Raw genomic sequence first — 13,759 nt, forward strand, 5'->3', positions numbered from 1 at the left:
CTTTACGACAAATAGAGCACAACACACGCAACATCAAGGCACGGTCACCAAGGATTAAAATGGAGCACAACACGTAAAGGTCAAAAGTTCCTTGGTAACAGGGTGGGTGATTTGCAACATTTCAGCATGAAGTTGAAGCCTTGGAGCCATCGCTAATCCTTCGGGCGTTGCATAAAATTTATCGCCCAAAATAGGGTGCCCAATCGATTGCATGTGCACGCGAAGTTGGTGTGACCGACCTGTAATCGGAGTCAGAGCGACTCGGGTGGCGCTTTCTTCGCGCTTAATGACTTGCCAATGAGTCAGCGAAGGCTTACCGGTTTCATAACAAATCTTTTGCTTCGGTCGATTTGGCCAATCGCAAATCAACGGTTCTTCGACAGAACCTTGTTCATCTTTAATGTGGCCAAGCACTCGAGCAACGTATCGTTTGGCTGTTTTCCGGTCTTGGAATTGTATGCTTAAATCACGATGTGCGGCCTTGTTCATTGCAATACATAAAATCCCAGAGGTTGCCATATCTAAGCGGTGAACAATTCTTGCGGATGGAAAAACGCGGTTTACGCGCGTAATCGCACTATCCGAGTGTGCAGGATCTTTCCCCGGCACCGTCAGAAGTCCATTGGGCTTATCAATGATCAAGATGTCGTCATCTTGGTATAAGAAAGATAAGTAAGGATCCAATGGTGGGTGATAGTGCAGTAACACAGTGCTTCTCCTGAAATTCAGCGAGCGTTATTGTAATGGCAAGTTGATTAGAATAAAAGCACGGACCAAGACGCAAATAACAGGGAAAGGGGCGAATGATTTATCTTGATTGTTATAAAAGAGTAAGAGCGTCTGACATTTCGAGAGAAGGAGGAGTAAAGAAAGACAGGTCTTTCTTTACTCTTATATTTTATTCTTTTACTAGCATTGGCATTAGGTAAACAGAACTATAACTCTTCATAGCGTCTTCAGGTAAAAAGATAAAAGATTGAGTTTGTGGGATACTGTACATACTATAACTGCGGTCTTCATCGTAAGTAGAAGTTGCAGAAAAAGAAGGAACAGATACAGTACATACCTGATCTTCTCCTAAAGGAGTCTTTTCCATAGATAGCGGAGAGCAATCTGATTTACTGACGTTGAATCCATGGTAGGCCATTTTCATTTGAGAAATGTTATTGCCTATACTACCTAAGAAAACTCGATTGACTTCACCAGTTTTGTCCGAGCGAAATAATGCTATCATTTCTTCTTTTGTCGCAAAGCGCCAGTCACTTAGACTTCCACCGGGTTGCAGTGCTTGACGAATATCAAGGGATGACATGCCTTGGTGCATCGGGAAACGCATCCATGTTAAACCACTTAAATCGAGTTGAGGTCCATCAGAGGCTGATACGCTTAATAATCCATCCCACTCATTCGCTGATTTTGGCGGCGTATAGTTTGGAATTTTTACTAATAGATTTAATGTTTTTCTAGTCCAATCGGGGTTGCCAAAACGGTATTCGGTTGCATGCGTGAGTGAAAAGTTGAATTCTTTAGTTGTCTTACATACTGTCTCAAACGTTGCGAGTACTTCATTTGAAAGGCAATTATACCCACTTGCTTTCACCCTACCTAATCCACCGTAATGTATCTCAACGACTTCATCATTGCCAGTATCGAAAAATATGAGATCTAAATCATCTAAATTGGCGTTTGCTAAAAGTGCTTTAACTTCAGTTGCCGTGGCCCAGCGTACTCCAGCCCATTTTTCCGACCAAAGAAAAGAGGACTCCTCTTGAGCACTAGAGCCTGTTAGCCACTGTAGACCTTGTAGATTGAATCCAACCCTTTCAGCGGCGACGGGATCAATTGTTGAGTGATCATATGCTGAAATGGTAAATGAGGTTATCGAAAAAGCTGTAGCAGCTAACCATGAACGTAGTTTCATTTTATATCCTTTTAAAAAATGAAGTGGAAAAAACAATAATTCCTTAGTTGAGAAGTCTAGAGCACTTCTAGGTGCGTATTAGTACCGAATATGAACTCAATGTCAATTTTTGTAACTCTATGATTGGTAGTAATATTCAATGCAATAGAAATGGTATCTTATGGTGAAACGTGTTGGTGAGCTGAATACGGATAAGGAATTTACGTTGTTAAATTTAAAAGATTACCGTTAAGAGGGCTTTGGCGATCATTGATTGCAATTTACTCAAATTGCAGAAGATGTTTATCCCTTTTCGATTGATGTCGGGTAAATGTCGGGGCTATTTAGATTAACATCGGGTAACGTGTTAGCTATGCGCGATTTGATAACTAGCAAGGAGTTATGGATATGATCTTAAAACAATTGAGGATCAGTCGTCATTTGTCACAAGAACAGTTGGCCGAAATATCAGGGTTGAACGTAAGAACCATCCAACGTATCGAAAATGGCGCAAATGCCAGTGTTGAATCATTAAAATGCCTCGCTGCGGCGTTGGATGTAAGTGTTGAAATCCTGACTCAAGACACGCTTTTACTGGACAGAAAATCAGATACTTGGAAAGCATTACCGCTGCTACTTAAGCTCTGGTTTGCATGGAATTTTCTTCAGTTGCGGCCACATCGTGTTACCGCGGTAAGAGCAGAGATGAATTGTCATCTATTTGGCTTTGTTTTTTGCATTCTTGGCCTTTTTAGTGAAGCCGCGCTTGTTGGCGGGCTATTACTATTGGCGTCGGGATATTTATATTCGTTGTTAAAATGGCAAGGAGACAAGTATGGCATTTGGTACGACGAAGTTACAGACGTCGAGGCTTAGCTGCGAAAACAAAAAGGGAACCTAAGTTCCCTTTCAATCTATAAAATTATTCGTGAGTCACCACAATGACACGGATAGCATCGAGTTTCATTTGCGCTTTTTCAATGTGCGCAAGTAATTGCGTTCTTTGTCTATCATAGAATTGTATCTCTTCATCACGTATGTTCGGATTAATGGCTTTTAACGCGATTAAACGAGCTTGTTCTTCGCTTAATTCGGTTTCCATGTGTTCACGTGCATTCGCTTGAATGTCTGCCATCTGTGCGTGTGCAACTTCATTGCCCTTAACCAATAATGGATGGATAACCGTTTGCAATGCGTTGACAAGTTTACTGGCCGTTTGACGACCAACGGCGGACAATTGCTGGTTAAAACCATCAAAAGGCACATTTTGCGCTAGGTCATTGCCTGACTTATCCATCAAGAGTCTGACGGGGGTTGGCGGTAAAAAGCGACCAATCTGCAGTGACTTAGGTGCTGAAGCTTCAGCAATATAAATCAACTCAACAAAGAATGTGCCTGCAGGTAGCTTTTTATTTCGTAATAGCGCAACCGAGGCAGTACCAAAATCATCGTTGCAGATCATCTCAAATGTGCCGCTCACCATTGGGTGATCCCAGCTAATGAAGTGAGCATCTTCTTGAGACAGCGCCGTGGATCTATCAAATGTTACGGTAATGCCGTCGTCCTTTAAGCAAGGGAAAGACGGATTAATCATGTGCTCAGTCGGTTTTAAAATAATGGTATTTTCGCCTTTGTCTTCTTGTGCGACCCCAAATAAATCAAAAACCTTGATCATGTAAACAGGTAAGATGGTTTGGTCATCCAGCTCAGCAATCTCTTCAGCCAGTTGCTCTGAACGACCTTGGCCTGATGAATGTAGTTCTAACAGGCGATCTCGGCCTTGCTCCATTTGTTTGCGTAGCGTCGCGTTTTTCTTTGCCGCTTGTTCAAGTAATGGATCGAGCGTGTCTTCATCACAGCTATGTGTAGCGATTAGCTCGAGTAGTTCCTCAGAGAACTCACCATAGAGCAGTTGTCCTGTGGTCGATGTCTTTTCAAACGCATCTAGGCCTTCGTTGTACCAACGAAGCAACACTTCCTGTGCCGTACTTTCGAAGTAAGGAACGTGAATTTGTACATCGTGCTTTTGCCCTATACGGTCCAAGCGTCCAATGCGTTGTTCAAGTAAATCTGGATTGAGTGGCAAATCAAACAACACCAAATGATGTGAAAACTGGAAGTTTCGACCTTCAGAACCGATCTCAGAACACAGTAGAACCTGCGCGCTATCATATTCGTCCGCAAAGTATGCGGCGGCACGGTCACGTTCGATAATAGACATACCTTCATGGAATACCGCAGCTTTAATGCCAGCTTTCTCTCGAAGGACTTGCTCTAGGCTTATCGCGGTTTGTGCTTCTGCACAAATTAAGAGCACTTTTTCATGCTTAAGCGATTTTAGGGTGTCTATCAACCATTCGACACGAGGATCAAACAGGGCCCAACTGCTGCTTTCACCTTCAAACTCCTGAAAAATTTTCTCAGGGAATAGAGCGCGACGAGCGCGGCCTTGTACATTTTGTAAACCACCCATGTTACCCAATACGTTGATTGCAGTTAGGTATTGTTTTGGCATCGCCAATGGGTAGCTATTGAGCGCACGGCTTGGGTAACCCGTGATAGCGCTGCGGCTGTTTCTAAACAATATACGGCCCGTACCATGACGGTCGAGCAACATATTCAGTAATTCTTGTTTTGCTTCTTCGTCGCCTTGGTTTACTGCACTTAGGAGCGGTTTAATGTCGCTTTCTTTAAGCAAAGTCGTCAACGTCGCTTCACCTGCGGCATCAAGTTGTCCGCCTTGGAGCAATTGATTTGCCGCATCTGCGACGTCTTTGTAATGCTTTTCTTCTTCAACAAACTGCTCGTAATCGTAAAAACGATCGGGATCGAGAAGTTGTAGACGAGCAAAGTGGCTTTGATGGCCAAGTTGGTCTGGCGTTGCCGTCAACAAGATCAAACCTTCGATGTCTTGGCTAAGTTCCGCAATGCGCTGGTATTCAACAGATGGCTTGTCTTTTTCAACCGTAAGATGATGTGCTTCATCGACGATAAGTAAATCCCAATCAGCCAGTGTTGCTTGTTCAAACCAACGACGCTTTTTAGTTATAAATTCTAGGCTGACTAAGACAAGTTGTTCGGTATCGAACACGTTTGATGAATCCGCAAACGCCTCATCACACCGCTCTTCATCGAAAATAGAGAAGCGAAGGTTAAAGCGACGTAGCATTTCAACTAACCATTGATGTTGTAAGTTTTCAGGTACAACAATCAGGACTCGGTTTGCACGACCTGACAAAATTTGTTGGTGCAGGATCATACCTGCTTCAATTGTTTTACCAAGACCGACTTCATCTGACAAAAGAACGCGTGGTGCGAAACGTTTACCGACTTCTTCAGCAATATAAAGTTGGTGTGGGATCAAACTTGCGCGTTGACCAACCAAGCCTTTTAATGTTGAACGTTCGGCATTGTATCGATGTTGCCAACTTTGGTAGCGCAATGTGTAGTGTTCGAATCGATCAACCTGACCGGCAAACAAACGGTCTTGAGGTTTATTGAATTTAATAAAGTGGTCTAAAAAGACTTCTTTGAGTGTGGCGTTTTCTTCGTTGTCGACGCGTTTACCGTGATAGCACAATAACGCACCTTCAAGTTCTACTTTTTCAACCACTAATTCCCATTCATCTGCACTTCGGATCACATCGCCCGGATTAAAAATAACGCGCGTAACAGGCGCTTCTTGCATCGAATATACGCGGTTTTCACCGCACGCAGGGAACAATAGAGTGACTTGGCGGCCTTCAATGGCAACTACGGTTCCTAGACCTAAATCCGATTCTGTATCGCTGATCCAGCGCTGACCTAAAGAAAAATTCATCGTTATCTCGTCTTATGCAGATGTCTTCGCAGAAAAAAGGCGGCTATGTTACCCATTAGGCTCTACATGTTCAATATTGCTAAATAACTTGAAATGTGCGTTCGACCAACTAATCCTAACTTCTTAATGGTTTCTAAAATAGGGCCTCTGTAACTATTTAAATCTTAAGTGATATTTTGACTAAGTTTGAAACTCAAGTGCGTAAATTTTTTTGTCATCAAACAGACTTTTATGACAAATAGACTAAACTTGAACTATAGCCACTTACGTTGTGAGGTTGGTGTAAGGTTATTCACTAACGACGTACGCAGTGTGAATGGGTATAGCATACTTTTTCATAAACGACAGGAGCGCGCTATGGGAAAAGCCAACGATAACGACAATAAAATGTACGTGCTCGACACCAACGTACTACTCCACGACCCTCTTGCCTTTCTCTCCTTCCAAGAACACGATGTTGTGATACCAATGACCGTCCTTGAGGAGCTTGATCATATTAAAGATGGAAAGCGAGATGTAAGTCGCGATGCGAGAGTGGCAATACGGGCGCTTGATGAAGTGTTAAAAGATGCTTCACCCGAGCAAATGTTAGAAGGGGTAAAGCTGCCGTCTCATAAACGGGTCGATGGGAAACCGTCGAAAGTAGGGCAGCTTATAGTAGTAAATGACCATTTATATCCTGACAGCATCTCCGGTCTACCGGGCAATGAAAATGACCATCGCATCATTAATTGTGCGGTGAGAATGCAAAAACAACACACCTCAACCAAAGTAGTCTTAGTAACGAAAGACATTAATATGCGCCTGAAGGCGAAAGGTGCCGGTCTTAGCTATGTAGAAGATTACCGTACCGATCAACTTATTGATGACATCAAATTATTGAGCACGGGCTTTAAACGTTTTCAAGGGGATTTTTGGGCAAGTGTGGGTGATTGTCAAACTGAACAAAATGGCCGAGATACCTATCACCACGTTCCTAAGTCACTGTTACCGGATGTATTTTGCAATGAATATCTTGTGGATGACACGGAACATTTTGCGGCACGTGTTACAGGTTACGATGAAGAACATATCACCATAAAAGATCTGGGCGTTGAGCGCTTATTGCACCAAATGGCGTGGGGAGTGAAACCCAAAAATGTCTATCAAGGAATGGCGTTGGATGCGTTACTTGACCCCAACATTGAGTTGGTGGTTTTAACGGGTCCTGCAGGGTGTGGTAAAACTTTATTAGCACTAGCAAGCGCACTGGAAATGATCATTGAAAAACGGATTTACGACAAAGTGATTGTGACGCGTAATACGCCTGAAATTGCCGAAAGTATCGGTTTTCTTCCTGGTACTGAAGAAGAAAAAATGGCACCATGGCTTGCTGCAATAACCGATACGCTAGAAGTACTTCATAAAAACGATGAAAGTCCGGCAACCAGTCGAAACTACATTATGGAAAAGGCAAACATTCAATTTAAATCCGTGAATTTTATGCGTGGTCGCAGCATCCAAAATGCGGTTGTCATTTTGGATGAAAGTCAAAATCTAACCGCATCACAGCTGAAAACCATCATCACGCGTTGTGGTGAAGGCACGAAACTGATTTGTACCGGAAATTTGGCACAGATTGACAGCAACTACTTAACACCACTGACTTCCGGTTTAACCTATATCGTCGAACGATTTAAAGACTTTGAAGGCAGTGCAACCATCAATCTCAATGGTGTAGTACGAAGTCGTTTGGCATCGTTTGCCGAAGAAAACTTATAACTTGCGTTCATTTAGTTGGCCAGATAGTCTATTTATCAATAACTTCTGGCCAACTAAGGACTGTTGATGCACTTCACGCCTCTTAAACATTACAAGCGGGCAATCATCGTGGCGGTGCTGTTACCTGTCGTTGTGGCGGCCATCCTTTGTTTACACCTTTATCAGCTTAAACTTGAACGGGCTTATCAATCTCGGGTTGATGCGATGTTAGTGGTCGATAATCTTATCGAGGCTCAGCTAGACCGCGCGAAGAATGTTTTCGACAGTATCGAATCGACCGTTTCAAAACCGCTGAGTTATGCATTTAAAGACAGCCATTTTGAAGCCGTATCGCAATTTGAAAATTATTACTATCAATCATTAAATAATGATCTTGGTGAAGTTGTTGGCACAGGGGCATTTAATGCTGCGCCTATGTCTCGCCAATATTGGTTTTCGCTTTACACGCTTGGACCGGTGTTCACCAATGCATTGTCCTTAAGTCCAAATTTAGAAGCGATTGCCTATGTAAATGAACACGGCATGGCGTTTGTGAAACGGCGCGATAAAAGCAGTAGTGAATTGTTAACTCGTCTCATTAATCACGAGTTACGCCCTGATTTTTCACAGGAGCTTATTGCAGGAAGCCACGTCGTTAATATCAATAAACATTCATATTTTGCTTTGGGCAAGTTGCGATTGAGCGATGAATCAGGTTATTTGTTGCTGATTTATGATTTATCCCAACTAAGTCATTGGTTGCAGCAGCGCTCTGTCGTTGAAGGTGAACTTCGTTTATATAATCAATATAACGAGCAACTAGCGAGTTCTTGGCCTTTAAATGAACCTCCACTGGTTTGGCCAAGTACCGAGGCTAACTCGGGCTCTTGGTTTGGTGGCATATTCTTGTCACGCACAAAGGCTCGTCCTATCAATGTGGCTTACTTCGAGCCGGAATCAATGTTTAAGTCAGTCATTCGTTATGAACAACTCCTCGAGTTTGGTTTTCTAAGTCTCTTTTTGTTGTTAACTGCGCTTGGGCTTTTTTGGTTGAGTTTACGATTATTTATTAAACCGGTTGAACAGTTTGTGAGCTACTTGGTAAGCCAAGATGCGTCTGCAACTAATCCAAATTACCGTATCCCACGCGCTTGGTTGCCTTGGTTCAGGCGAATTAAACGCGTTGTTGCGCAAAAGCAAACGTTACTGACGCGGATCTCCGAAAGTAACGTTGAACTTGATCAAATGCTTCGTATGCAGACACGGGCATTAGAACGCAGCTTAGAGGCAAAAGACAGACAGACATCGCTGTTGAATACCATGCTCGATAGCGTGCCCGATTTGATCTATTTCAAGAACATCGACAGTTCTTTTCTTGGTTGCAACCGTGCTTTTGAATCGTTTATTGGATTTAGTCGTAATGAGTTGGTCGGGCGAACGCATGACGAAGTCACGGATAAATATCTCGAGTTACTGGATTTAGAGAAAGATTTCTTAATACATAATGATGTAAAAGAGCTCAAATTAACGTTCGCCGAAAAAGTCTTCGAAGTGCGCTTATCACCATTTTACCATGAACAAAAAATTCTGGGTTCAATGACGGTGTTACGCGACATCACTGAAATAGACACGATGATGAACGCGCTTAAGCAATCAGAGTCTAAGTTCCGGGCTGCAATTGAATTTGCTGCCAACGCCGTTTTACTGATTGCGATTGATGGCACGATTATCGAGCTGAACAAAGCCGCAAAACGATTTTTCTCCAATGAAAATCCCGAACTTGGTAAACCGCTATCGCAATTATTTATGGAAAAGGATTATCCCCGAATTGCGGATATGTTTAGTGAACTGCTGCAAGAGCACAAAAAAGTGTTGCATGTCACGGTCGAGCAGTCAGCGCCTTATAGCCATTTGCAATTGAGTGGATCACTCGTTTGGGATGCGGCACATCAGCCACAATATTTCGTTCTTAACGTCCAAAATATTACAGCGTTGACCAATGCTCGCTTGGCCGCCGAACGAGCGACACTGGCAAAAAGTCGTTTTATTGCCAACATTAGCCATGAAATCCGTACTCCACTTAATGCAATTATAGGGCTTTCTGAACTGATTCGTGCACGCACACAGGATGCTCAAACGAGTGACAGTGCAAGCAAAATTGACCATGCGGCTAAACAACTCCTAGGTATGTTAAATAGCATTCTCGATTTTGCAAAAGTAGAGAGTCAGAAAGGGCGGCTTATCGAAGAACCTTTTTTGTTGATGGATTTGGTTGATACCTGCAAAACGTTGACGGAGGTTCAATGTCAACGAAAGGAATTGCAGTTTGACTATGTTGTGGATAGAGAAATCAACCCGACCTTGAAAGGTGACCCGAGCAAGTTAAAACAAGTACTTCTGAATTTGTTAAGTAACGCAGTAAAGTTCACTGAATCTGGAAAAGTAGCCCTTAAACTTAAGCTCGTTGAGCAATCACAAGAACGTCAACGTATTGAATTTTCGGTTGAAGACACCGGAATTGGCATAAAAGCGGAAGAGCAAGAAAAGCTTTTTGACGCATTTACTCAAGGCGATGACTCGAGTGCTAGGCAGTATGATGGTATTGGGCTCGGGCTCGCGATTGTGAAGCATGAAGTCATGTTGATGGGGGGAAATTGAACTCGAGAGCAGTTATAAGAAGGGGAGTCGTTTCTTCTTTTCATTGAACTTAGAAGCACCACTTAAAGTGCCACAACAAGAGATCCCACTGTTAAGTGCACTTGGACAAAAAGGGCCTAGCTACATAGCACCTTGGTTAATGGATACATCCTCAATACACGTGTTGTTATCTGAACACCATACGCTAGAGCGTCTTTGGCTTTTACTGGAGCATTCGCCCTCAACGACCGATTTGGAGAGAATTAGAGCGCTGCAACATCAAGGGCTTAATCATATGTACACAACGGCTCTGATTGCAAATGAAGTCAAGGCGATGGGAATGGATATGCACATTATTGAATTACCAGAACAAGGATTCTGGCAAACGGCCTGTGAGCGAATTTGTAAAGGTGAAACTCGGGAAAATGAGTTGAGTGTTAATTCCTCACTCGTTGGTGCATTACTTGTCGTGGTTGATGACAACCCATTAAACCTTAAAATTGCAGAAAATATGCTCTCGATCCTTGGTGCCTCTGTTGTGACATGCCAAGAGCCCCTGCATGCATTTGAACTGATAACAAGACTCAAGCCAGATGCTGTTTTAATGGATATACATATGCCACATGTTGATGGCTTCACGTTGACAAAACAAATACGTGAGGTTATTCCAAAAAATCAAATGCCGATTCTCGCGTTGACCGCAGATATTGAAATTCAGCAGACGAATCAAGCAGATCAAGCTGGGATGAATGGTGTAGTGACTAAGCCGATTGATAAAGTAGGCCTACTCAGAGCCATCGATAAATTGTTGTTAACTCATGAGCCGTTTTACGATGAAACTTTTGCCTTATCTCAAATGATGGGGAATCGTAATTTACTCGGTGTAATGCTTAAAAAGTTTGCTAAGCTTGTAGAAGAACAGAAACAAAGTTTATGTGAAACACAAGACATAAATCAGTTAGGGCAGATTGCTCATAGCATTAAAGGGACGGCTGCAGGGCTTGGTTTCAAACGCTTGGCGGCGACCGCTAGAATTGTGGAGCAACAGGGAAAGTCAGAGACTCTTGAACACGAAAACATAACGCATTTGGTTAATGCACTCGTTCAAGTCCGTGAATTTATCTCAAAACATCGCGAGGAAAGTGATGAATAAGAGCGCCCAGATATTAGTCGTTGATGATGATCCTCTCAATCGCTTGGTGTTGGAAAACACCCTAAATGAAGACTACGATGTCGTTGTGTGTGGAAGTTGTGAAGAGGCACAGTCGGTACTAAGCAAAAAAAACGTGGATTTGATTCTACTTGACATCTTAATGGGCAATGGCAGTGGGTTTGAACTTTTAGAAAAATGCAAAACATGCATACACTCCTACAACATCCCAATCATCATTGTATCTCAAAGTCATAGTTTCCAAGACGAGGCAAAAGCGCTTGAACTTGGCGCAGTGGATTACGTTACAAAGCCATACAGTCCTGCAATTATCAAAGCACGGGTAAAAATCCACCTTACAATTAAAAAGAAAAACGATTTGCTCGGTCGTTTAGCCAATATTGATGGATTGACCGAAATTCCAAATCGCCGTGCGCTTGAAGAAAATCTAAGTGTGCTTTGGCAGCAAGCAGTTCAATCGCAGCAAACGCTGGCATTTTTGTTAATTAGTATTGATTATTTTAAATCGTACAACGACAAACATGGCTACGCTCAAGGTGATGGATGTTTAGTCAAAGTCGCGAATCAACTAGAGCATACGGTCAATGAGTTTGGAGGCTTTGTTGCCCGATTTGACGGTGTACGATTTGCCGTTGTGCTAACTAAACAAAGTGAATCTCAGTTAATGCAATGTACTACGGCTCTTCATTTTGCCGTAGAACAGCTTGAAATCCCGCATCAAGCATCGCCGATCAGTGCATTTATTAGTTTGAGTATCGGTGGTGTGCTTTTGAAAGAACATTTTGGTGAAAAACCAAGTGATGTTTATGAACTTGCAGATTCGGCTTTGTTAAAGGCAGGGCAAGTGCAAAGCAAATTTGAGTTGGTCGTACAGTAAAAGAGGATTATTTGAGGATGGGATATCGAGCCGATTTAAGTATTACATGTATAAAGCGAGAGGCTCTACGCTTTGAGGCTCTCGCTTTAAATGTTTCTACAACAATTGTTTAAGTGCTGTTTCACCAAAACCGGCTAACTTTCCATTTTTGAACAGTAATGGAGTACACTCATCTTTGGTTACTTTTCCATCCGAATGTTTACTTTGCGTTGCAAAGTAAAGAATTTGATAGACAACCTCATTTTTTTCGAGCGACTCAGTAAAATCAGGTGTACTAAATTGTGAAATGACCGAGTTATATTCTGTTCCGAGCGCTAACTTTGCGATTTTATCGCGATTGCTGCGTTGTGTATCTTGCCAATCTGATTTTTGATTGCCCCAACTGTGTTCTACTTCACCATCAGAAACGGCGACAACACAACCAGACAATAATGGTAATGCGATCAATGCGCTCAAAAGTACTTTTTTCATTTTTTATCCCTTTTTAGAATTCGTTTTGCTTTGTTGTTCTAAGGCAAATTGTTTGCCAATATTTTATATGTTTATTTATCAATGAGATATGGTTTTTATCTTTTTTCGCTTAGCCAAACTAACAGAAAAGTTAGCGAAATATCTTATTTTTTTGGAAATTAAACCACTCTATTACGAGGTTCATTCTGATTATACGAAACGATGTTTTTGGCTATTTCATTTACTAACCGAGTTATCGACTCTTGGCTTGCCCAAGCTGTGTGAGGAGTCAGCAATAAATTAGAACCTTGATAGCGACACAGTGGGTTGTCCAGCTGAGCGGGTTCCTTACTCAAGACGTCCAGTGCAGCACCTGCGATTTGTCCCGCTTCTAACGCTGACACCAATGCGGCTTCATCAATAATTCCTCCACGGGCAGTGTTTATAATAAATGAAGAGTGTTTCATCAAGTTGAATTCGGGCGTTGACACCAAATTCTGGGTTTGATTATTGAGTGGGCAATGAATCGAAACGACATCAGCCATTGCAAGTGCGTCGTTAAACGCGACACGACCTTCGCGGACTGAGGTTGCTGATTTTTGCTCTGCAATTATCACGTTTGCACCAAATGCTCGAGCAACGCTTGCAACGGCTTGCCCTAGCGTACCATAACCGACAACCACAAAGGTTTTATCTTGCAGTTCTGAAATTGGATAGTCCAATCGACAAAACATATCGCTTTGTTGCCAACGACCAAGATGGCAATCAGCGATGTAGCGATGCATGTTTGTCATTAAATTGCCAAGTAAGGTAAATGTGTGTTGAACGACGGATGGTGTTGAATAGCCAGCGACGTTACACACTGTTATGCCAAGCGATTTCGCCGCAGCTAAGTCGACATTGTTAGTTCCTGTTGCGGCAATACAAACCAGTTTAAGATTGTTCGAAGCCTCAAGGATTGTCTTATCGAGCACAACCTTATTTGTTATTACGACATCGACGTCCCGAGTACGCTCAAGGGTTTGCTCTGGTAACGTCATTGGATAACACATGAGTTCTCCAAATTGAGTTAACACCTCAAGCGACGTATTCCCGAGCGTTTGAGTATCCAAAATTGCAATGTTCATCTGTTTTCCAATAAAGTTAACTTAGAGGCTTGACCTT

General features: G+C 42.5%; 10 protein-coding genes. 5 read left to right on the plus strand and 5 right to left on the minus strand.

All coding sequences use genetic code 11. The features are described from left to right. Positions 1–54 precede the first annotated feature (54 nt). Both rluA and NI389_RS13210 read right to left on the minus strand, forming a co-directional pair. Positions 55–708 carry a bifunctional tRNA pseudouridine(32) synthase/23S rRNA pseudouridine(746) synthase RluA gene (gene rluA / locus NI389_RS13205; RefSeq protein ID WP_308360332.1) on the minus strand — a complete coding sequence of 218 codons (654 nt, stop codon included), beginning with the start codon at positions 706–708 and terminating at the stop codon, positions 55–57. 190 nt (positions 709–898) lie between these two features. After that, entirely contained in the window at positions 899–1,921 is a 1,023-nt protein-coding gene (locus NI389_RS13210; protein WP_308360333.1) for a hypothetical protein, read from the minus strand. 387 nt (positions 1,922–2,308) lie between these two features. On the opposite strand from NI389_RS13210, the gene NI389_RS13215 reads away from it, so the two are divergent. Beyond that, positions 2,309–2,776 (plus strand): helix-turn-helix domain-containing protein, encoded by a 468-nt coding sequence (locus tag NI389_RS13215; RefSeq protein WP_308360334.1) that lies wholly within the window; start codon positions 2,309–2,311, stop codon positions 2,774–2,776. A 46-nt stretch (positions 2,777–2,822) separates the two neighbouring features. On the opposite strand, the gene rapA is transcribed toward NI389_RS13215, so the two are convergent. Further along, positions 2,823–5,720 carry an RNA polymerase-associated protein RapA gene (gene rapA / locus NI389_RS13220; protein WP_308360335.1) on the minus strand — a complete coding sequence of 966 codons (2,898 nt, stop codon included), beginning with the start codon at positions 5,718–5,720 and terminating at the stop codon, positions 2,823–2,825. A gap of 357 nt (positions 5,721–6,077) precedes the next feature. Between rapA and NI389_RS13225 the strand changes: the two genes are divergently transcribed. The 4 genes from NI389_RS13225 to NI389_RS13240 all read left to right on the plus strand — a co-directional run bounded on the left by NI389_RS13225 (position 6,078) and on the right by NI389_RS13240 (position 12,145). Continuing rightward, positions 6,078–7,481: a PhoH family protein gene (locus NI389_RS13225; RefSeq protein WP_308360336.1), complete on the plus strand. Its 1,404-nt coding sequence runs from the start codon at positions 6,078–6,080 to the stop codon at positions 7,479–7,481. 66 nt (positions 7,482–7,547) lie between these two features. Beyond that, a complete protein-coding gene (locus NI389_RS13230; RefSeq protein WP_308360337.1) occupies positions 7,548–10,118 on the plus strand; it encodes a PAS domain-containing sensor histidine kinase in 2,571 nt (856 codons plus the stop codon). Positions 10,119–10,185: 67 nt separating this feature from the next. Beyond that, positions 10,186–11,250: a response regulator gene (locus tag NI389_RS13235; RefSeq protein WP_308360338.1), complete on the plus strand. Its 1,065-nt coding sequence runs from the start codon at positions 10,186–10,188 to the stop codon at positions 11,248–11,250. After that, complete coding sequence (locus NI389_RS13240; RefSeq protein WP_308360339.1) at positions 11,243–12,145, plus strand: diguanylate cyclase domain-containing protein; 903 nt, start codon at positions 11,243–11,245, stop codon at positions 12,143–12,145. Before NI389_RS13235 ends, NI389_RS13240 begins: the two co-directional genes overlap by 8 nt. Positions 12,146–12,241: 96 nt before the next feature. Here NI389_RS13240 and NI389_RS13245 read toward each other — a convergent pair whose 3' ends face one another. Together NI389_RS13245 and NI389_RS13250 are read right to left on the minus strand one after the other, a co-directional pair. After that, complete coding sequence (locus NI389_RS13245; protein ID WP_308360340.1) at positions 12,242–12,616, minus strand: DUF3192 domain-containing protein; 375 nt, start codon at positions 12,614–12,616, stop codon at positions 12,242–12,244. 158 nt (positions 12,617–12,774) lie between these two features. Then, entirely contained in the window at positions 12,775–13,722 is a 948-nt protein-coding gene (locus tag NI389_RS13250; RefSeq protein WP_308360341.1) for a D-2-hydroxyacid dehydrogenase, read from the minus strand. Between the last annotated feature and the right edge of the window lie 37 nt (positions 13,723–13,759).

The organism is Pseudoalteromonas xiamenensis (assembly GCF_030994125.1).
Taxonomy (GTDB): domain Bacteria; phylum Pseudomonadota; class Gammaproteobacteria; order Enterobacterales; family Alteromonadaceae; genus Pseudoalteromonas; species Pseudoalteromonas xiamenensis_B.